Below are 19,651 nucleotides of genomic sequence, written 5' to 3'. Positions count from 1 at the left end.
TTTGCCCGGGCATGACGGAGATTGTATCGAGCACCTCAGTCCCAACCAGAGACCTCAATGAACCGCTTCCTCCCGGCTGCCCTCTGCGCCGCTCTCCTCTTCTTCGCTCCTCTTTCATCCCACGCCGCCGACACTGCCCCGCGCGAATCTTACGGCATCGCGCTCGAAGGCTTTGCCTATCCTTACCCCGTGCACCTGTTGCCTATTGTCAATGACGGCGAGCAGCTCAGCATGGCCTATATGGACGTGACGCCTGCGCAGCCGAACGGCCGCACCGTCGTGCTGCTGCACGGGCGCAATTTCCCGTCGAGCTACTGGGCGCCTGTTATCAAGATGCTGAGCGAGGCCGGCTACCGCGTCGTGGTGCCGGACCAGATCGGCTTCGGCAAATCTTCCAAGCCGACGAGCGAGTTGCATTTCGACACGTTGGCGCGCAACACCATCGCGCTGCTCGATCACCTCAAGATCGACAAGACCGAGATCGTCGCCCATTCGCTCGGCGGAATGCTGGGCGTCCGCATCGCCCGCGCCTATCCCGACCGCGTCGCCCACCTTGTTTTGACGGCCCCGATTGGGCTGGAAGACTACCGCCTCTATGTGCCGCCGACGCCGACCGAGAAGATCGTCGAGACCGAGGACAAGCTCACAGCCGATGGCTATCGCAAGCAGCTCCAGACCAATTATGCGATCAAGCTACCGGCGGAGGCGATCACGCCGTTCATTGATGCCCGCTTCAATATCAAGGGCAGCCCGGACTATCCGCGCTGGCTGCGCGCCTTCGTCAGTTCCGGCCAGATGATCTATCGCGAGCCGGTGGCGCATGAGATCGCACTGATCACCGAGCCGACGCTGTTCATCATGGGCGCCGACGACCACAACGCACCGGGCCGACTGAGCGCGCCGGAGGCGCTGCGCGCGAAAATGGGGCAGAACGCCGAGCTGGCAAAAGCACTCGCGGCGAAGATGCCGAATGCGCGGGCCGAGGTGATCCCGGACACCGGCCATCTCGTCTTCCTGGAGGCGCCTGAGAAGTACAAGGAGCTGGTCCTGGGCTTTCTCGGCCGCTAGCGAAATTGCTGTCGTCCGGAGCCGCATGCAGGGAATGTTCATGCCGCATTCAGGTCATGATTGGCAGATTTGGCTCGCGTCGTGTCGGCATGTTGCGATTTTAACGTGTCGAATCGTGTCTTTTGATTCATGGTGCGCCGAAAGCGCCAAGCCCTCCTAGAACCTGCCCCCAAAGCCTACCCCCAAAGACGAGAAGGAAGATCAAATGAAATACCTGTTTGCCGCCGTGATGCTTGCCAGCGCGGTCGTTGGTTTCAGCGAGGCGGCCAGCGCCGCCGGCGGTTGCGGCCCCGGCTGGTATCGCGGCGCCTATGGCGGCTGCCGCCCGATGCGCGGTCCGGTCGTTGTCCGCCCGGGTCCGATCGTGGTTGCGCCGGCCCCTGTCGTCGTCGTGCCGCGCGCGCGCGTGTGCCCCTACGGCTTCCGCTGGTACGCCGGCCGCTGCCGCCCGTTCTGATCTCGTTTTTTGCATAGCTAAATGGCCGCGCGGCGAAAGCCTGCGCGGCCTTTTTTTGGGGCACCTGACGTCGCACCGGGATGTTTCGAATCAAAACGGGGACCGCGATCGCGGTCCCCGTTCGAGCCTGGCTTGCGCGAAGCTTACCAATGGCGGCGGTGCCATCGCCGGCGATGCCAGCCCCAGTGACGGCGGCGCCAACCCCAATGACGGTGGTGGCCGTGCCAGTGCACCTGCTCCGGCTTCAACTGCGCCGCCTCTTCGCTGCTGGTGACTGCGGGATGAGCGTCGGGATTGCCTTGCGGCATGCTGGAATCACCGAGCGGCTGCGGCGCCAGCGGCGCAGCCTTCGCGGCGGTCGTGAACGCAGCTCCGGCCGCGACACCGATTGCAAATTTTAGAAAGTTCCGGCGCTCCATAATTTCTTTCCTCTTGGACGGCCGTTCCAGTGATGCAGAGGCGAGTGTCGCGGCGACGACATGAACCGAAGCTGAATCGCGCGTTCAGGTTCGTTGCGACTCTGACAGTGACGGCACGCCGCCCAGGCGCTACTCGCCAAACTCCTGCGCCAGCACCAGCAACTCGCGCGTGCGCGTCACGTCGGGCCAATCGCGCTTGAAATCCGCCACCAGCTGCGTCAGCGCATCGCCCTTCAGCATGGCGTGCAGCGCAGCCTCGCTCTCGAACTGATACATCGCCTGATGCAGTGACGGATCGTCGAGGCTCCAGAACCGCCAGGCCTTAGCCACACCGAACGCCTTCGCCGCGTCGGGCAGATGTTCCGTCTCGTACCATCTGTCGAACGCGGCGCGCCTGCCGGCATCGGCGACGATGGCGCGGACGACGAAGAAGGCTGACGGCATCGGATTTCCTCCTGTTGTTTGGGGAGACTAGCGGGTTACGCCGACGACGGCAAAAAAGACGGCACCGGTGTCGGAACGCGCGCCTCTCGTCCGTCCTATGCCTGGACAGCAGACGGAGACACCACATGCCCGACCTCACCCTGACCACCTTCGACTGGGTTCCCCCGCCCCCGCGCGGTTTCGTCCGCGACCTCCGGGTGCGCTGGGCACTCGAAGAGGCCGCATTGCCCTATCGCGTCGCGAGCGCGCCCTTCAACGGGCGCGGCGCCCAACATCTCGCGCACCAGCCGTTCGGCCAGGTGCCGTGGCTGACCGATGGCGACCTCTCGATCTTCGAGAGCGGCGCGATCCTGCTGCATCTCGGCGGCCTCAGCGCAAAGCTCATGCCATCAGATCCGCGCGGCCGCAACGAAGCCACGGAATGGCTGTTCGCCGCACTCAATTCGGTGGAGATGGCAAGCCTGCCCTGGGGGATGTCGAAGTTCATGGGACATCCGACCGATACGGCAGCATGGAAATTCGTGGACGACTTCCTCAAACTCCGCCTCAAGCACATGGAGGCGGTGCTGGCCAACCGCGAATGGCTGGCAGGCACGTTCTCCGTCGCCGACATCCTGATGTCCGACGTGCTGCGCGTCGTCGATCAGTTCGATGGGCTCGCGGACAGTCCCGCCTGCCGCGCCTATGTTGCACGCGCCACGGCCCGCCCGGCCTTCGCCAAGGCCCACGCCGACCAGATGGCACATTTCGCTGCGGCGGATGCGACCCGCTGACGCCGCGCCCGCGTCAGATGTGACGTGCCTCACATAACTGGCCCGGTGTTCGCCATAGGCTCACAGCCATCAAATCATCCCTGCGGAAGGTGACACATGGCCCGCATCGCATATCTCAGAGACCAGCTTGCCCGCGCTGAAAGACTGGCAAAGGCGATTCTCGACCGGCAAACCGCGGAGCAGCTTCAGGCATTTGCGGCCGAATGCCGCGAAGAGTTGCAGGTGCTGTCGCGCAGGGCTGCGGCGTAAGGCTGCTCGGTTACACGAGCTTCATCGGCGTGTCGGCGACCACGCGAAGGTCGAAGCTCCCAATCAACGCTGAGCGGCGCGCCTCCGCAGCACCGATGGCCTCGTCAGTCTGCCGCAGTGTACTGACGTTCGAGCCGAGCGAGACGATCCCGCCGAGCACGAGAGCTACTGAGCCGAGGGCGGCGGTCTGCCCCGTCCCGAGCAGACCGAGGATCGTGATCAGCAACAGTGCAGCCCCGCCACCAATGGCAATCTTGGATGCCAAAATATACTTCCGGCATCGCTCGGCAGTCTCGGCCAGCGCCGCAATCCGGTCTTCAATGTCTGAAATCTCGTCGGTCGGATCGTCTTCGGTCATTGGATTCGGATCGAGGATGCCAAGTCAGAAACAAGATCAGTAGCCCGCATGAGCGAAGCGAAATGCGGGAGTTGGATAGAAAACCCGGATGTCGCTACGCTCATCCGGGCTACAAGTCCCCTCACAACGGCAAATTGTCGTGCTTCTTCGCCGGCGTTTCCACCTTCTTGTCCTTCAGCATCGACAACGCCCGCGCGATGCGCTTCCGCGTCGAATGCGGCATGATGACATCGTCGATGTAGCCGCGCTCGGCGGCGATGAAGGGGGACAGGAAGCGGTCTTCGTATTCCTTGGTACGCGCGGCGATCTTGTCGGGGTCGCCGATGTCGGCGCGGAAGATGATCTCGACCGCGCCCTTGGCGCCCATCACCGCGATCTGGGCGGTCGGCCAGGCGTAGTTCATGTCGGCGCCGATCTCCTTGGAGGCCATGACGTCGAAGGCGCCGCCATAGGCCTTGCGGGTGATGATGGTGACCAGCGGCACGGTGCACTGCGAGTACGCAAAAAGCAGCTTGGCGCCGTGCTTGATCAGGCCGCCATATTCCTGCGCGGTGCCGGGCAGGAAGCCCGGCACGTCGACGAAGGTGACGATCGGGATGTTGAAGGCGTCACAAAAACGAACAAAGCGCGCCGCCTTGCGCGAGGCATCGCTGTCGAGCACGCCGGCTAGCACCATCGGCTGGTTGGCGACGAAGCCCACCGTGCGGCCGGCGATGCGGCCGAAGCCGGTGACGATGTTCTTGGCAAAAGCGTCCGCGATCTCGAAGAAGTCGCCCTCGTCCACGACCTTCAGGATCAACTCCTTCATGTCGTAGGGCTTGTTCGGATTGTCGGGGATCAGCGTGTCCAAGGACATGTCGACGCGGCCGATGTCGTCGAAGCTCGGCCATTCCGGCACGCCGTCGGTGTTGTTGGACGGCAGGAAGTCGATCAGGCGCCGCATCTGCAACAGCGTCTCGACGTCGTTCTCAAAGGCGCCATCGGCGATCGAGGAGCGCGTCGCATGCACCGAGGCGCCGCCGAGTTCTTCCGCCGTGACGACCTCGTTGGTGACGGTCTTCACCACGTCGGGACCGGTGACGAACATGTAGCTGGTGTTCTTCACCATGAAGATGAAGTCGGTCATCGCAGGCGAATAGACGTCGCCGCCGGCGCAGGGGCCCATGATGACGGAGATCTGCGGGATCACGCCGGAGGCGAGCACGTTACGGCGGAACACGTAGGAATAGCCCGCCAAGGCAGCGACGCCCTCCTGGATGCGAGCGCCGCCGGCGTCATACAGGCCGATGATGGGCGCTCTCGCCTTCATCGCCATGTCCTGAAGCTTTGTGATCTTCAGCGCGTGCGTTTCCGAGAGCGACCCGCCGAATACGGTGAAGTCCTTGGCAAAGACAAACGTCTTGCGGCCGTTGACGGTACCCCAGCCGGTGACGACGCCGTCGCCGGGCACTTTGTTCTTCTCCATGCCGAACTCGGTGGAGCGGTGCTCGACGAACATGTCGAATTCCTCGAACGATCCCTTGTCGAGCAAGAGCTCGATGCGCTCACGCGCGGTCAGCTTGCCGCGGGCGTGCTGCGCCTCGATGCGCTTCTCACCGCCGCCGAGCTTTGCGCCGGCGCGACGGTCTTCAAGGGCGTCCAGGATGTGTTTCATTTGCTCCCGCCAGTTCTTAAGTGATGCGGGGTTCTAACACGGCATTTTGCGAGCCGGAAAGCGCCTTTCGGCCTCGCAGGGCTGCCTTGCCGCAGCGGGAAAGCGCAAGGAATTCAAAGTTTTGGCTGGGAGACGACCATGACCGAAGGAACGGCCGAGGCCGGCGCGGCGACGGGCGGCGTCAACATCCTGCTGCGGCTGGAGGGCCTGACCCTGTTCGTGGGCATGGTGATGCTCTACTGGGCCTGGGACGACTCATGGCTCGTGTTCGCCCTGCTGTTCTTCGTCCCCGAGGCGCGCACCCAGTTCGATGTCCTCTCCGCCGGCTTTGCCCGCAAGGGCGACGTGATCTCGCAGGCGATGAGCGAAATCGGCGGTTTTGCGATCGACCAGGCGCTGACGGTGAAGAAGGCCGATCCCGCCTGAGGCGGACGAGGTCGTCGTGCCCGGGCTCGTCCCGGGCATCCACGTCCTTTGCGCTGCTTGAGAAGGTCGTGGATGGCCGGGACGAGCCCGGCCATGACGCGGGAGCGATCAGCGCGCACCAAATTGAACGGGTCTTACGGCTCGCCCGGCTTGAACGGCTCCTGCTTGTCCGGCGGTACGGTCTCCTCCGCCATTGCCAGCAGCATCGCGACCATCACGTAATTGCCGGCGACCGCGGTGAGGTCGACAATCTGCTGGTCATTGAAGACCTTCTTCGCGCGCGCGTAAGTCTCGTCGGCGATCTTCCTGGTCGTGGTGAGTTCGGTGACGAAGTCGTAGACGACGGCCTCGTCCTCGGCCATCTTCGACGGCCGCTTGTTGGCCTTCAGCTCCGCGATGATGTCGGGCGACAAGCCCGCCTTCGCAGCGAGCGGCGCATGGGCGTACCACTCGACCTGCGAGCGCCATTGCCGCCCGATGATCAGGATCGCGAACTCGTTGAGCTTTGTCGGGACCGAGGTTTCCCAGCGCAGATAGTGGAACAGGTCGAACAGGCGCTGGCCGAGCACCGGGCTGCGGATCATCGGATTGTAGGGACCGCCGATGCCGACGCTCGAGACCTTCATGATCTGCTCGCCGAGCGGTTTCTGCTTGGCGTCGAGCTGGTCCATGGTGAGCTGCGGAAAGCGCGGCTCCTTGCTGGTGGCGGGACCGGCAAACATCGTGGCGGCGAGCCAGCCGCCCGCGGCAGCAAGCGTCAGCGACGACAGCCAGAGTGGCGTTGAGTTCATGTTGTCCTCCCGGTTTTTCTTGATCCGGAGGATGCTAGTCGAGCGGCACCGGCTTGGTAGCGCTAGATCGCGCCGATCTCGGCAAGGCAGGCTTGCGTCAGCGGCATGCGCTCGCCGACCAGACGCGGCTCCTTGCAGTCCATATTGAGCGCGAACACGGTGTGTGCTTCGCCCTTCTCCGCCCAGCCCACCATCCAGCCAAGCGACGGCTCGCCGCGCTCGGCGCCAAGCAGCCCTGACTTGGCGCGAATGACGCTATCGCCGACCTTGGTCACCGGCAGGATGTCAGCGACGAGATCCTGGCTGCGTTTGGAGATTGGCAGTGCGCGGCGGCGCAGCCTGTCAACGAAATCGACCTGCTCGACCGGATCGATGCGCAAGGCGCCGGTGAGCCAGAACTGGTCGATGCCGCCGCCGATGTCGCGATTGCCGTAGTCGAACAGATCGACGTATTTTTGCATGCGCTCCTGTCCGATCCGACGCGCGATCTCCTGATAGACCGGTACCGCGCTCACGAGAATCGCGCTGCGCAGCGTGTGATCCTTGTTCCAGGCCTCGATCGGACGCTTCACGCCATCCCAGGGAAATACGTCCTTGTCGGGATCGGCGACGACGCCAGTTTCGAGCGCGATCAGCGAGTTCGGTATCTTGAAGGTCGAAGCCGGCAGCTTCGCCTCGCCCGAACGTTCCTTGTCGCTCGCGATGACCAGATAATCCTCGACCTTGTAGCCGACGAACGTCCCGGCCGTGCCGAGGTCGGTGAAGCGCTTTGCGAGGCTGTCACGGATTTCATTTCGCGGCGGCGCGACATGGGCGAGTGCGCGCGACGGCAGGATCGCGGTTGCGGCGAGAAGACCGAGAGTCGAACGGCGGGTGAGCACTGGCGGTGTCCGTTTACGCGATGAAGAAGGCCCCGACCATGCAGCCGCTATCGTGGTGAAACGATGACAGGTTATTTCTTTAGCATGATCTCTTCGAAAAACCGCTGCACACTTTTGCGGATCATGCTCTACCGCCGACCCGACAGCCGCAGCACGAACACCAGCACTTCGGCGACGGCCTTGTAGAGGTCGGGCGGGATCTCCTCGCCGAGCTCGACCTTGGAGAGCGCGCCGGCCAGGATCTCGTTCTCCTCGATCGGGATGTCGTTGGCCTTGGCGATCTCGACGATCTTTTCGCCGATCGTGCCCTTGCCCTTGGCGACGACGACAGGCGCGTTGCTGCCCTTCTCATAATGGAGCGCAATCGCAAGCTTCAACGGGTCGCTCATGTGGCGCGATCCAGGAAGTGGCCGGCGCGGGCCGGTGCGGGCTGTGGCGGGGTGCCATCGCGAACCAGGATGTCGCCGGGCTTGAGCTCGGCCCTGGTCAGGGCTTGGTTGAGCTCACCGATTCCGGCGCGCAGCTGCTGTGCGGTCGCCGGCCGCTCCGCCCACATCCGCACGAAGGTCGTGTCGCCGTTCAGAGTAATCAAAGCGTGCACGGGGCCGGCCGGCTCGACACTGAGTGTGAAGCGCGCGCGCCAGGCGCGCCCGGCGGGATCGGCGGATTCATTGCCGCCGTCGCGCGAGATCTCGAACTGCGCCATTGCCGTGCCCTGCGGCGTCGCGAATGGAATCTCGAAATTCCACTGCACCACGGTCGGATCGATCCTGTGACCGCTGGCATCGGTGCGATCGGGGAGCGAAGCGACCTGGAGCAAGGTCTGGCGCGCGATCGCGGCATCGGTATCATCGAGCAACCGATGCACGGTCGCAGCGAGCGGAGTATCCGGTACGAGTGACGGCGAGGCGATCGCTTGCGGCGACGGCAACGCGCCGCGAACCGGCGGTGGCGTCGCGCGCGCGGCGGCTTCGAAAATATGTCCGTCGGGCACGGCTTTGTTCGAGCCCGGCAAATTGCCCATCATGCGCGGCAGGTTTTGCGTGATCTCTTGCAGGAGGCTCGCGGCAAGGCCCGCAGATATGGTTCGCGGCATCGCAGCCTGCGGAGCACCGCCAGCTATGTCCGCCAGCACAGCGGCCGCGAGATTGGCGCTGCGCGGCATTTGCGGTGATTGGGCCATCCCGGGTTCGGTTGCGGGCAAGGCGGCCTTTGCAGCCTGCGTCTGCGCGGCAGGGACCTGCGGTGTCGCCACGGTACCAGCTGGAAGGGTGGCACCTTGCGTCTGTGGCGCCGTCTCGAGCGTTGCCAGCGTCTGCCGCAGCACCAGAAGCGCGGCTTTCAAATCCGGCATCGTGGCGGAGGACGGCGTCGCGCCTGCGGCGAGCGAGGCCTCTAGGAGCAGCCCGGATCTCTGGAAAGCGGATTCGACGTCGCCGCCATCGAGCCCGGTGTTGAGCGGCGTCTGCTGCGCCAGCACGCCCAGCACCGCCTGCTTCAGCCCCGCCGGAAGATCGCTGCCGGTGACCACCGCGGCCAGATTGGCGAACAGCGGCGCCTGGCTGCCCTGTTTTGTGACCGCCTCGGCCGAAGCTGCGGTAACGGCGACCTGCTCCGATGGCGTCAGCACGTTGCGTCCCGCGCTCGCCGACGGAGCAAGCGAGGGGCTGTCAACCAGCGAGGCCGCAGCAGGCGTCAGCGTGACCTGATCGGCGGCCGCCTCGCCTGCTCCGCCCATGACGGCGAGCCGGATGGTGCCGCCGTTCTGCGACACCGCAAGCTGAAGATTTTGTCCTGGTGTCAGCGCCACCTCGGACATCACATCCATCGAGAGGTTGGCGATCGCGATCCGCACCAGATTATCGGCGAGCACGCTGACCACTCTGGCGTCGACGACGCTGCCGGCCTGCAGCACAAGATCGGGCGTCGCCGCGTCAGCAACAGGGCTGGCGGCACTGACGGGAAGAATCGAGCTTATCGGCGTCGGCATCGCGAGGGGCCCGGGGAGCGCAGGTCCTACCCTAAGGCCGCCCTCGTAAACCTCTCGTTAAGGACCCTTGGCCGCGGGCGGTCTCACGGCGTTCAAAACCGCCACGGCAGCCTCGAAATCCCGCAGGCGGGCGGCGCGGCGGCCGGCCGCTTCCTCGTCCACGCCCCATTTCTCGGCGTTCCAGTCCTCGTCGACATAAGCCGCCGCCCAGACCTGGTCGGCGTCCCGTACGCCATGGGCTAGCGCCAGCGCCAGCAGAGCCGAGCCGGTGAGCGTGGTGATCACGTGGAGGGCGGCGACCGACCAGGCATCCCCCGGCAGCGCCGCACGCGCCGCCCGAACAGCCTCCTCCGGCTGCGTCACATGCATGACGCCTTCGGACAGGATGAAATGCGCGCCCAGGGTCTCCGCGGCCCAGAACAGCACGGGATCCCAATGCGCGGCCTCCCGGGCGACAAGTCCCTCGGGATGGCCGGCGCGGTAGAACAGCAGATCGGACTGGAGGTATTTTGCGAGGTCTTCCGTGACGAGATCGACGCGGTCGACGACACCCTCGACCACGCTGTTGGCGATCCGCGTCAGCGGCATGGTCATGGGATTGATCGTCTCTTTCTGATCCGCCCATTCCGTGGCGACTGCATCGGCTAGCGCGCGCGAAGGGATCACCACCTGGCGGCCAGAGGGCGTGCGGATCGCCTTGCCATCGAGTGTGATGGCGAAGCCGCCTTCGGCCTCGGCCACCCCCACCTCCTTGTAGAAGCGCTTGCGCAACGGCACACGCGAGGCCTGGCGGACCGCCTCTTGCGGATCGAGTGGGGATCGCCCCGCAACTTCATCGAACAATTCGCGCATCTGGTTTTCGGCCCTGATCACTCAATGCTAGGCTTGTAAGGTAAGAGCGGCGACCGATAAAGCGGGCGGCAGGTATGAGGGAACTTGCGGGCATTGTGGCTCTGCTAGCCGGGTTTTGGTCGGCCGCGGCGCAGGCCGGCTTTCGGACTCCGGAATCGGTGGTCCGCAACGTCTACGCTCATTACGGCCAAGGCGCGCCGGAGCTCTCAAAAGGCCTGCCGCGGGATGCCGCCACCGCCCGGCAATTCTTCGACCCTTCCTTGCGCAAGGTGTGGTCCGCGCCGCAGGTCGCGCCCTACGATTTTCTGGTGCAGAGCCCGAGCTGGAAACTCGGCCCCGTCGCCATCGCGGTCATTCGCAGGCAATACGACAAGACCTATGTCGCGGCGAATTTTGACAACCGCGGCCGGCCGGTGACCTTAAATTTCATCCTGGTCAGCGGGCCCGAGGGCTGGTTGATCACGGATGTCGAGAGCCCGCACGATAGCCTGCGTATGTTTCTGGAGCAGTTTCGGAATTGAGCGGGCTTCATTATTTCGGGGCGCAGCGAAGCAACCCGATCGCAAACTCAACTACTCTTCCGGCGCGTTCTCGATCGGATCAAACCGGCTTGCATCGAGCCCGAGCAGGTTCCACGACTGCTGCATGTGCTGCGGCAGCGGCGCGGTGGCGTCGATGAAGCCGCCGCGCGGATGCGGAATGACGATGCGGCGCGCCAGCAGATGCAGCCGGTTTTGCAGGCCGCCCGGCAGTTGCCAATTCTCGATGTTGAAATATTTGGGATCGCCGACGATGGGGTGACCGATATGTTCCATGTGGGCGCGCAGCTGGTGGGTGCGCCCCGTCACCGGCTTCAGCGACACCCAGGTCAGCTTGTTGCCGGCGGTCTCGACCACCGCATAGTACGTTACCGCGTGGCTTGCGCCCTCGTCGCCATGCTGGGCGATGCGCATGATGGTGTCGTCCTCGCTCTCCTCCTTGGCGAGAAATGTCGAGATGCGGCCCTGCTTCGGCTTCGGTAGCCCCGGCACCAGCGCCCAATAGGTCTTTCGCGCCGACCGCGAACGGAACGCGCCGGTCAGATGCGAGGCGGCAAAGCGGGTCTTGGCGACCAGGAGACAGCCTGACGTCTCCCTGTCGATGCGGTGCACGAGGCGCGGCTTCTGGCCCTTGGAATCGCGCATCACCTCCAGCATCTGATCGATGTGCCGCGTCATGCCCGAGCCGCCCTGCACTGCAAGTCCGGCCGGCTTGTTCAGCACGAGAACGTCGTCGTCCTCGTAGATCGTCATCTCCTTCAGCGCGGCAAGCGTCTTTTGCGCCGCCTCCGACTGCGGGTTGGGCGCCTTCGGCGTGTCGAGCTTCAGCGGCGGAATGCGAACGCTCTGGCCCTCCTCCAGGCGATCCTTGCTGTCGACGCGCTTGCCGTCGACGCGCAGTTCGCCTTTGCGAACGACGCGCTGGATGTGGGAGAACGACAGGCCGGGAAAGTGCGCTTCAAGGAAGCGATCGACGCGCATGTTGTTCTCGTCGGCTGTCACCTTGACGGTCTGCACCTTGGTCGGCAGCAATGCCTCGACGGGCTTTGCCGGTGCAGCCTTTTCCGGTTCGGCTTTGGGCGCGCGCCGCTCGACGCGCTCGCTGGCAAAGCGCGGCGGCTTCGTGCCCGGCTTGCCGCCCGGCCGCAGCCCAGCAGGCTTCGCGCTGCGCGCCTTGAACGGGCGCGCCTCCTTGCGCTCATCGCGCGAACGGGGCTTTGGATCGGTTCTTTTGATGCGGCGGCTCATGGTGCCTGCCTAGCTCAAAAGCGGCCTCACGTCACGGCGAAATGGCGATTTGGCTTCAGCCGCCCCGCTCCTTCCGCAACTTGGCCCAATAATCCAGCCGCTTCCTGATCTCCCTCTCGAACCCGCGGTCGGGCGGGTCGTAGAAGGTCTGGCGGCCCAGGGCTTCCGGGAAGTAATCCTGGCCGGAGAAGGCGTCGGGGGCGTCGTGGTCGTATTCGTAAGATGCGCCGTAGCCTTCCGACTTCATCAGCTTGGTCGGGGAATTCAGGATGTGTTTCGGCGGCAGCAGCGAGCCGGCCTGCTTTGCGACCTGCATCGCCTTGCCGAAGGCGGTGTAGACGGCATTCGATTTCGGTGCGGTGGCGAGATAGACCACCGCCTGCCCGATCGCAAGCTCGCCTTCGGGATGACCGAGGAAGTCGAAGGCGTCCTTGGCCGCGTTGGCGATGACCAGCGCCTGCGGATCGGCAAGCCCGATATCCTCGACCGCCATGCGCACGACGCGACGGGCCAGAAACAGCGGATCCTCGCCGGCATCGAGCATGCGCGCGAGATAATACAGCGCGGCATCGGGATCAGAGCCCCGCACCGACTTGTGCAGCGCCGAGATCAAATTGTAATGGCCGTCGGCCGACTTGTCGTAGATCGGCGCGCGGCGCTGCAAAATCTCCTGCAACTGCGCGGCGTCGAAAATCTCGTCCTTGCGCGCGGCGCGCCAGACTTCCTCGACGAGCGTCAGCGATGCGCGGCCGTCGCCATCGGCCATGCGCACCAGCACCGCCCGCGCTTCCTCGTCGAGCGGCAGCTTGCGGCCCTCGACCTCCTCGGCGTGCGCAAACAGCTTTTCGATCGCGGCCGCGTCGAGCGAGCGAAACACCAGCACGCGCGCCCGGGACAGAAGCGCCGCATTGAGCTCGAAGGACGGATTTTCGGTGGTAGCGCCGACCATCACCACCGTGCCGTCTTCCATGACGGGCAGAAACGAATCCTGCTGGGCGCGGTTGAAGCGATGCACCTCGTCGACGAACAGCAGCGTGCCCTTGCCCATCTCGCGGCGTGCACGCGCGGCCTCAAAGGCCTTCTTCAAATCGGCGACGCCGGAGAACACCGCGGAGATCTGCTCGAAATGCAGATCGGTGGCGTCCGCGAGCAGCCTCGCGACCGTGGTCTTGCCGGTGCCGGGCGGGCCCCAGAACACCAGCGAGCCCAGCGTGCGCGTCTCCAGCATGCGCGTCAGCGCGCCGTCGGGACCCAGGATGTGATCCTGGCCGACGACCTCCGAGAGCGCCCGCGGTCGCAGCCGATCCGGCAGCGGATGCGGAGCTTCGTGATCCAGCCCCGCCGCGGCGAAGAGGGTTGGCGTCTCCTGTGGTCGCTTCGGACTCATCCGCCCAGCGTGACGTTGATCTGCTGGCCGCCGCGCACCAGCGTGATGCGCCAGATGCGCTGGCGCTCGGCCGCCGCCTTTTCGAGATCGCTGGTCTTGCTGATCTTTTGGTTGTTGACCGCCAGGATGACGTCGCCCTTCTGGAAGCCGACATTCGCGGCCGCGCTGTCGCCGCCAAGATCAGTGACCACGACGCCTTCGGTGTCGGCGTCCAGATGCAGTTCGTCGGCGAGCGCCGGGGTGATGGTCGAGACCTTCGCGCCTTGCAGAGGCGAGCGCGCGGTGATGACGAGCTCGTTGCGGCCGGTATCCGGCGCGGCGTCCAGCGCCACCGTCAGCTTGACCGGCTTGCCGCCGCGCTGCACGTCGATCTGCGCCGTGCCGCCGAGCGGCCGTGTGGCGAAGCGATAGTCGAAGGCGTTGGGATCATCCACGGTCTGGCCGTCGATCGAGACGATCAGGTCGGAGGATTTCAGCCCGGCCTTGGCCGCCGGTCCGTTCGGAACGACGCTTGCGACCAGCGCACCGGTCGGCGAACGCAGGCCGAGGCTCTCGGCGATCTCCGGCGTCACCGCCTGCAGCTTCGCGCCGAGCCAGGGCCGCTTTACCGCCTTGCCGCCGCCCTTGGCGGAGGCGACGACGACGCGCACCATGTTGGCGGGGATCGCGAAGCCGATGCCCTGCGAGCCGCCGGAGCGCGAATAAATCGCGGTGTTGATGCCCGCGAGCCGGCCGTTCATGTCGACCAGCGCGCCGCCGGAATTGCCGGGATTGATCGCCGCGTCGGTCTGGATGAAAAACTGGTAGTCGGTGATACCGACCTGCGTGCGCGCCAGGGCCGAGATGATGCCGTGGGTCACGGTCTGGCCGACGCCGAAGGGATTGCCGATCGCCATCACGACGTCGCCGACCAGCAGCTCGTCCGAATTGGTGAATTCGAGAGCCGGAAACTTCTCCTTGGTGTCCTTCAGACGCAGCACCGCGAGATCGCTGCGAGAGTCCTTCAGCACGATCTCGGCCTCGAACTCACGTTTGTCCGACAACGAGACCTTGACCTGGTCGGCGCCTTCGATGACATGGACGTTGGTGACGACGAGCCCGGACGCATCGACGATCACGCCCGAACCAAGTGAGCGCTGCACCTGCTCCTGCTGCTGGCCGGGCACGCCGAAGAAGCGGCGGAAGATCGGGTCGTCGAGCAGCGGATTGCGGTTCTGCACCACCTTGGCGGCATAGACGTTGACGACTGCCGGCTGCACCCGCTGCACGATCGGCGCATAGGACAGCCGCAGTTCGGCGGGCGAGGACGGCACTCGGCGGTCTTGCGCGGCGGCCGGATTGACGTTGGCCGAAAAGGCTATGCACAGCGCCGTGACGACGGCGGTCCAGGTCGATCGAAACATTCCTACCTCTTGGAAAAGACGCCGGAATATAGGCGCGTTCGCCCCCCAATAGAAGGGCGCCCAGCGGCATATTCGCCCCCCTTTTGGTGTGTCCGGCCTGCAAGCTCTGCGTGCCAAATGGCAATTTGGCGGGGCTGTGCATTGGCATGATGTGCGTCATCTTGCATGGTGGTGCAAGGCGGATTCGGTTGCGACGAATTTACACCAGTGGGAACCGCGCAACCGAGCGCAGCGTCGCGGGGCAGTCATCGATCATATCTAGGCTCTCCGGCAGCGACTTGGGGAAGTTCGTCAAACGATGGAGTCATGACGTGAGCAGGACAAGAATTGCAGCCACGGCGATTGGTCTCGCCGCCGCACTGGCAGCTTCGCAGGCCCAGGCCCAATCGGCGAGCAGCAGCGACCAGGAGATCGCGCTCCTGAAGCAGCAGTTGAAGATGCTGGAGCAGAAGCTCGACAAACTCCAGAGCCAGACCGCCGCGAACACTGCCGCTGCGGCAAAGGCCAGGACCGAAGCCAAGGCGGAGGCGAAAGCCGAAGCGCGTTCCGAAGCGAAGGCCGCGGTCGCCAACGCCAACGCGGCGATCCCGCTCAAGGGACCGGCGCCCGCATCCGGCGTCGTCGTGACGATGCCGACTAACCGGCCGACCATCTGCACTGCCGATGGGGCAAACTGCGTCGGGATCACAGGCCGCGTGCATTGGGATGTCGGCGGCTACGACTATCGGCCCAACACGGCGGCAACCGTGCCGCAAAAGCTCGACAGCGGCGAGAATGTCCGCCGCGCGCGCATCGGTCTCGCCGGCAAGTTCTTCCACGACTGGAATTTCGCGCTGGTCTACGACTTCGGCGGCTCCTCCGACGGGTTTGGCGGCGCAGCTCCGGGTTCGCTGCCCGGCGGCGGCGTCTCCGGCATCGAGAACGCCTATCTCAGCTACACCGGCTTGAAGCCATTCGGCGGCAAGATGGCCATCGAAGGCGGCATCATGGACCTGCCCTACACTCTCGATGAGGCCACGAGCTCCAATGACATCATGTTCATGGAGCGCGCCTCGGCCGGCATCGTCGCCACCAGCATCGCTGCGGGCGACTTCCGTTCGGCGATCGGCACGCGCTGGTACAACGACCAGCTCTGGATCGGCGGCTATGTCACGGGACCCTCGACCGGCGCGATCCATTCGGCGTCGAGCGTAGCACCGAACGGTGCTTCCGAGCAGTATGGCGCCGTCGCCCGCGTTGCCGGCCAGGTCGTCAGCGGCAAGGATTACTCGCTGCATCTTGGCGGAAACGCCGAATGGCTGATCCAGCCGTCGCGCAACATGGTGATGGGCGCACAGACGGTGACACTCAGCGACCGCCCGGAACTGCGCATCGATCCCACGGCGCTGGCTACGACCGGCGCGATCGCCAATGCCTCCGGCGCGCAGGTCTACAGCGTCGAAGCGGCCGCCACCTATGGACCGCTGATCCTGCAAGGCGAGTATTTCTGGTACAACATCGATCGGAGCGCCAATACCGGCCTGCCGCCGCTGGGTGCGCCGAGCCTCAAATTCCAGGGCGGCTACGCGCAGGCCGGCTACGTGCTGACAGGCGAGGGCCGCAGCTATAATGCGGCCAATGCGGCCTATGGCGGCGTCAAGCCGGCGCATCCGTTCTCGCTCGAGGGCGGCGGCTGGGGCGCGTGGGAAATCGCGGGACGCTTCTCCACGATCGATCTCAACGACCAGCTCGGGAGCGCCACCGGCATCGCGGGCGGCCGGCAGACCGTCTACACGGCGGCGCTGAACTGGTACGTCAACGGCAACGTCCGTTTCATGCTGGACTATTTGCATGGCACGGTGTCGAGGCAGGCCTCGCCGATCTCGACCGCCGATGTCGGCTCGAAGTTCGATGCGGTCGCGATGCGGACGCAGTTCGCGTTCTAGGTCTCGCCTGTCGTCCCGGGGCGCGCAAAACGCGGACCCGGGACCCCGCATCTGCAACGCCGCTATCTGAAGGAGACAAACCATGAAGGCCGTTGGTTACAAGAAGTCGCTTCCGATCGAGGAACAGGACGCGCTGTTCGATTTCGAGACCGCTAAGCCCGAACCCAAAGGCCGTGATATCCGCGTGGCCGTGAAGGCGATCTCGGCCAATCCGGTCGACTACAAGGTGCGCAAGCGCGCCGCCCCGCCCGAGGGGAAACGAAGATTTTGGGCTATGACGCGGCCGGCGTGATCGAAGCCGTCGGTCCCGACGTCACGTTGTTCAAGCCGGGCGACGAGGTATTTTACGCCGGCTCGATCCTGCGCCAGGGCACCAATTCCGAATTCCATCTGGTTGACGAGCGTATCGTCGGCAACAAGCCGAAGAGCCTGTCGTTCGCGCAGGCAGCCGCCCTTCCCCTCACCTCCATCACCGCGTGGGAATTGCTGTTCGACCGGCTCGGTGCCGCGCCCGGCAAGAGCGTCGATCCGCGCACGCTCTTGATCACGGGCGGCGCCGGCGGCGTCGGCTCGATCCTGATCCAGCTCGCCCGCCGCCTCACCGGGCTGACGGTGGTCGCGACCGCGACGCGGCCGGAATCGCAAAAATGGTGCCTCGATCTCGGCGCGCATGCGGTGATTGACCACGGCAAGCCGATGAAGGAGCAGATCGAGAAGCTCAAGCTGCCGCCCGTCGCGCTGGTGGCGAGCCTCACCTTCACCGACCAGCACTACAAGAGCATTGCCGAGTTGATGGCGCCACAGGGGCGGTTCGGTCTGATCGACGATCCCCCGGAGTTCACCATGAGCACGTTCAAGGGCAAGGCGATCTCGGTGCACTGGGAATCGATGTTCACGCGCTCCTCGTTCCAGACCGCCGACATGATCGCGCAGCATCATCTGCTGAACGACGTCGCCGACCTCATCGACAAGGGCGTCTTGCGTACCACGCTCGACCAGACCTTTGGCACGATCAATGCGGCCAATCTCAAGCGCGCGCACGCGCTGCTCGAGAGCGGCAAGTCGCGCGGCAAAATCGTGCTGGAGGGGTGGTAGGTCTTAGCGCGAAGCGGGCGCCGCATTCGTCTCCGGTGGACGCGTCGCCCGCTCGATAAAGCCCTTGGCGAGCGCGTGGTAGATCCCTTCCTCGCAGATCATCCGCGATGTGGCGTGCGCAATCAGTGCGGCGGCCATCAACGGCACCACCATGGCGTGGTTGTCGGTCATCTCGGTCACGATGACGAAAGCGGTGATCGGCGCCTGCACCACACCGGAAAAATAGGAGACCATGCCGAGCAACATGATCGCACCGAGGGGCGCGTCGTGGAAGAAGGATGCGATATTGCTGCCGAGGCCGGCTCCAACAGCGAGTGACGGCGAAAAAATTCCGCCGGGTATGCCACTGATCGCCGCGAAGGTGGTGGCGAGAAGCTTGAGGATGCCGAAGTCCTGCGGCAGCGGTGCGCCCTGCTCCAGGGCCGTCTTTACCTGCTGGTAGCCTGTGCCATAGATCGTATCGCCGGAGACGATGCCGCAGATCGCGACCGCCAATCCGCACGCAAGCGCGAACCACAGAGGGTGGCCCTTCACCGCGCGTCCGAAAGGATGGGCCAAGCCGCGCGCCATCACGATGACGATGCGGCTGAAGAGGCCGCCGGCCAAACCGCCGACCACGCCGCACACCGGAACCGCCAGCCAGTTGGCACCGGGGGCCAGCGACATCGCACTGCTGCCGAAATAGGCGTAGTTGCCCATCAGCGCGAGCGAGGTCAGGCCGGCCGCGATCACCGCCGCGATGATGAGACTGCTGGTACGCGTCTCGAAAGCCCGGCTCATCTCCTCGATGCCGAAGACGATCCCTGCCAGCGGCGTGTTGAAGGCGGCCGCGACGCCGGCGGCCGCGCCGGCCAGGATCAATCCGGGCTGGCGGCGTGGCGAGACGCGTCCGAGCGCGAACATGATGGAAGCGCCGACTTGAACGCTCGGTCCTTCCCGGCCGACCGAGCCACCGCACAGCAGACCGAACAAGGTGAGGATCACCTTGCCGATCGCGATTCGGATCGAGACCAGGCTCTCGCGCGCCGTCTGGTCGGTCAGATGCCGTGCGGCGATCGCCTGAGGAATGCCGCTGCCCTGTGCGTTCGGGAACAGCCGGGTAGTTAGATAGGCCGAGAGCATGAAGCCGAGAGGTGTCACCGCGAGCACGGCGTACCGGGACTGGGCCAACAGCAGCGCAAAGGCGTGCTGGGCGAGATCGGCGAGTTGCGCCAGCGCCACCGCCGCGGCGCCAACCCCGATCCCACCGAGCACGAAGATTGCCCGCCGCTGCCATCGCGCGGATGTCAGCCTGAACAGGCGTTTATGGCGGGTCGACAGGGGCCAGAGCATCAGCCGGTGTTTTAGCCGGTCACGTCGCGAATTGAAGGGGCAAGCGAGCAGACCAGCTAGACTGGAACCACGCCTTCGACGAACATCAACCGCCGCTCCAGCGCGGTCCGCCGCAGCTTGAGCGCCGCCGCATATTCCGGCGACGCGTACCATTCGCGCGCGCGTTCTATCGAGGGAAACTCTACGATGATGATGGTCTTGGGCGCCGGGCCGCCCTCCACCACCTCAGCGGCACCGCCGCGCGCGAGGTAGCGGCCGCCATATTGCGCGATGGTTTGCGCCGCCAAGCCGCGATAGGCCTCCATCGCGGCCTGATCGCGCGCCTCGACCTCCGAGATCACATAGGCCGGCATGAGCTGA

General features: G+C 65.0%; 20 protein-coding genes and 2 pseudogenes. 8 read left to right on the top strand and 14 right to left on the bottom strand.

All coding sequences use genetic code 11. The features are described 5' to 3' along the window. The first annotated feature begins 57 nt into the window (after positions 1-57). Both AC0L3P_RS01960 and AC0L3P_RS01955 read left to right on the top strand, forming a co-directional pair. The gene (locus AC0L3P_RS01960) at positions 58-1,068 is read left to right on the top strand and encodes an alpha/beta fold hydrolase (protein WP_473300867.1); all 1,011 of its coding nucleotides are present in this window, start codon (positions 58-60) and stop codon (positions 1,066-1,068) included. 205 nt (positions 1,069-1,273) lie between these two features. Further along, a complete protein-coding gene (locus tag AC0L3P_RS01955; RefSeq protein ID WP_007603074.1) occupies positions 1,274-1,525 on the top strand; it encodes a GCG_CRPN prefix-to-repeats domain-containing protein in 252 nt (83 codons plus the stop codon). 143 nt (positions 1,526-1,668) lie between these two features. Here the strand turns inward: AC0L3P_RS01955 and AC0L3P_RS01950 are convergent, their stop codons facing one another. Further along, positions 1,669-1,944 carry a twin-arginine translocation signal domain-containing protein gene (locus AC0L3P_RS01950; protein WP_473300866.1) on the bottom strand — a complete coding sequence of 92 codons (276 nt, stop codon included), beginning with the start codon at positions 1,942-1,944 and terminating at the stop codon, positions 1,669-1,671. A 129-nt stretch (positions 1,945-2,073) separates the two neighbouring features. Beyond that, positions 2,074-2,388 carry a hypothetical protein gene (locus tag AC0L3P_RS01945; protein WP_275168079.1) on the bottom strand — a complete coding sequence of 105 codons (315 nt, stop codon included), beginning with the start codon at positions 2,386-2,388 and terminating at the stop codon, positions 2,074-2,076. A 125-nt stretch (positions 2,389-2,513) separates the two neighbouring features. On the opposite strand from AC0L3P_RS01945, the gene AC0L3P_RS01940 reads away from it, so the two are divergent. Both AC0L3P_RS01940 and AC0L3P_RS01935 read left to right on the top strand, forming a co-directional pair. After that, complete coding sequence (locus AC0L3P_RS01940; protein ID WP_473300865.1) at positions 2,514-3,161, top strand: glutathione S-transferase family protein; 648 nt, start codon at positions 2,514-2,516, stop codon at positions 3,159-3,161. Positions 3,162-3,257: 96 nt separating this feature from the next. Continuing rightward, complete coding sequence (locus tag AC0L3P_RS01935) at positions 3,258-3,410, top strand: hypothetical protein (RefSeq protein WP_018456483.1); 153 nt, start codon at positions 3,258-3,260, stop codon at positions 3,408-3,410. 10 nt (positions 3,411-3,420) lie between these two features. Here the strand turns inward: AC0L3P_RS01935 and AC0L3P_RS01930 are convergent, their stop codons facing one another. Both AC0L3P_RS01930 and AC0L3P_RS01925 read right to left on the bottom strand, forming a co-directional pair. Continuing rightward, positions 3,421-3,768 (bottom strand): hypothetical protein, encoded by a 348-nt coding sequence (locus AC0L3P_RS01930; protein ID WP_354209286.1) that lies wholly within the window; start codon positions 3,766-3,768, stop codon positions 3,421-3,423. A 121-nt stretch (positions 3,769-3,889) separates the two neighbouring features. Further along, positions 3,890-5,422, bottom strand: coding sequence for an acyl-CoA carboxylase subunit beta (locus AC0L3P_RS01925; protein WP_211399411.1), 1,533 nt, complete (start codon positions 5,420-5,422; stop codon positions 3,890-3,892). A gap of 138 nt (positions 5,423-5,560) precedes the next feature. Here AC0L3P_RS01925 and AC0L3P_RS01920 point away from each other — a divergent pair. Further along, positions 5,561-5,716: pseudogene (locus AC0L3P_RS01920) on the top strand (DUF4260 domain-containing protein); the annotation flags it as partial. 266 nt (positions 5,717-5,982) lie between these two features. Here AC0L3P_RS01920 and AC0L3P_RS01915 read toward each other — a convergent pair. The 5 genes from AC0L3P_RS01915 to AC0L3P_RS01895 form a co-directional block, all read right to left on the bottom strand. Then, positions 5,983-6,639, bottom strand: a complete 657-nt coding sequence (locus AC0L3P_RS01915; RefSeq protein WP_354058729.1) for a carboxymuconolactone decarboxylase family protein — start codon at positions 6,637-6,639, stop codon at positions 5,983-5,985. A 62-nt stretch (positions 6,640-6,701) separates the two neighbouring features. Beyond that, positions 6,702-7,520, bottom strand: coding sequence for a penicillin-binding transpeptidase domain-containing protein (locus AC0L3P_RS01910; RefSeq protein WP_275168083.1), 819 nt, complete (start codon positions 7,518-7,520; stop codon positions 6,702-6,704). A 128-nt stretch (positions 7,521-7,648) separates the two neighbouring features. Next, entirely contained in the window at positions 7,649-7,909 is a 261-nt protein-coding gene (locus AC0L3P_RS01905; protein ID WP_473300864.1) for an EscU/YscU/HrcU family type III secretion system export apparatus switch protein, read from the bottom strand. Next, on the bottom strand, positions 7,906-9,510 hold the full coding sequence (gene fliK / locus AC0L3P_RS01900) for a flagellar hook-length control protein FliK (RefSeq protein WP_473300863.1): 1,605 nt from the start codon (positions 9,508-9,510) through the stop codon (positions 7,906-7,908). Before fliK ends, AC0L3P_RS01905 begins: the two co-directional genes overlap by 4 nt. A gap of 57 nt (positions 9,511-9,567) precedes the next feature. Beyond that, the gene (locus AC0L3P_RS01895) at positions 9,568-10,362 is read right to left on the bottom strand and encodes an ATP12 family chaperone protein (RefSeq protein WP_473300862.1); all 795 of its coding nucleotides are present in this window, start codon (positions 10,360-10,362) and stop codon (positions 9,568-9,570) included. A gap of 74 nt (positions 10,363-10,436) precedes the next feature. Here AC0L3P_RS01895 and AC0L3P_RS01890 point away from each other — a divergent pair, with 74 nt between their 5' ends. Beyond that, positions 10,437-10,883 carry a hypothetical protein gene (locus tag AC0L3P_RS01890; protein ID WP_473300861.1) on the top strand — a complete coding sequence of 149 codons (447 nt, stop codon included), beginning with the start codon at positions 10,437-10,439 and terminating at the stop codon, positions 10,881-10,883. A 51-nt stretch (positions 10,884-10,934) separates the two neighbouring features. On the opposite strand, the gene AC0L3P_RS01885 is transcribed toward AC0L3P_RS01890, so the two are convergent. The 3 genes from AC0L3P_RS01885 to AC0L3P_RS01875 are packed head-to-tail and all read right to left on the bottom strand — an operon-like array spanning position 10,935 to position 14,939. Continuing rightward, positions 10,935-12,149, bottom strand: coding sequence for an RluA family pseudouridine synthase (locus tag AC0L3P_RS01885; RefSeq protein ID WP_275168088.1), 1,215 nt, complete (start codon positions 12,147-12,149; stop codon positions 10,935-10,937). A gap of 55 nt (positions 12,150-12,204) precedes the next feature. Then, positions 12,205-13,536: a replication-associated recombination protein A gene (locus AC0L3P_RS01880; protein WP_473300860.1), complete on the bottom strand. Its 1,332-nt coding sequence runs from the start codon at positions 13,534-13,536 to the stop codon at positions 12,205-12,207. Continuing rightward, positions 13,533-14,939 carry a DegQ family serine endoprotease gene (locus AC0L3P_RS01875; RefSeq protein ID WP_354058722.1) on the bottom strand — a complete coding sequence of 469 codons (1,407 nt, stop codon included), beginning with the start codon at positions 14,937-14,939 and terminating at the stop codon, positions 13,533-13,535. The genes AC0L3P_RS01880 and AC0L3P_RS01875 overlap by 4 nt, the downstream gene beginning before the upstream one ends. A 311-nt stretch (positions 14,940-15,250) precedes the next feature. On the opposite strand from AC0L3P_RS01875, the gene AC0L3P_RS01870 reads away from it, so the two are divergent. Both AC0L3P_RS01870 and AC0L3P_RS01865 read left to right on the top strand, forming a co-directional pair. Beyond that, positions 15,251-16,864 carry an OprO/OprP family phosphate-selective porin gene (locus AC0L3P_RS01870; RefSeq protein WP_473300859.1) on the top strand — a complete coding sequence of 538 codons (1,614 nt, stop codon included), beginning with the start codon at positions 15,251-15,253 and terminating at the stop codon, positions 16,862-16,864. Positions 16,865-16,946: 82 nt separating this feature from the next. Beyond that, positions 16,947-17,959: pseudogene (locus tag AC0L3P_RS01865) on the top strand (zinc-binding alcohol dehydrogenase family protein). A gap of 3 nt (positions 17,960-17,962) precedes the next feature. Here the strand turns inward: AC0L3P_RS01865 and AC0L3P_RS01860 are convergent. Continuing rightward, positions 17,963-19,291 (bottom strand): chloride channel protein, encoded by a 1,329-nt coding sequence (locus AC0L3P_RS01860; protein ID WP_473300858.1) that lies wholly within the window; start codon positions 19,289-19,291, stop codon positions 17,963-17,965. A gap of 56 nt (positions 19,292-19,347) precedes the next feature. After that, the gene (locus AC0L3P_RS01855; RefSeq protein WP_473300857.1) at positions 19,348-19,644 is read right to left on the bottom strand and encodes a DUF1330 domain-containing protein; all 297 of its coding nucleotides are present in this window, start codon (positions 19,642-19,644) and stop codon (positions 19,348-19,350) included. Between the last annotated feature and the right edge of the window lie 7 nt (positions 19,645-19,651).

It is taken from the genome of Bradyrhizobium sp. WSM4874 (assembly GCF_055811835.1).
The sequence above is the reverse complement of the archived record's forward strand: the minus strand, read 5'-3'. Positions and strand labels throughout refer to the sequence as shown.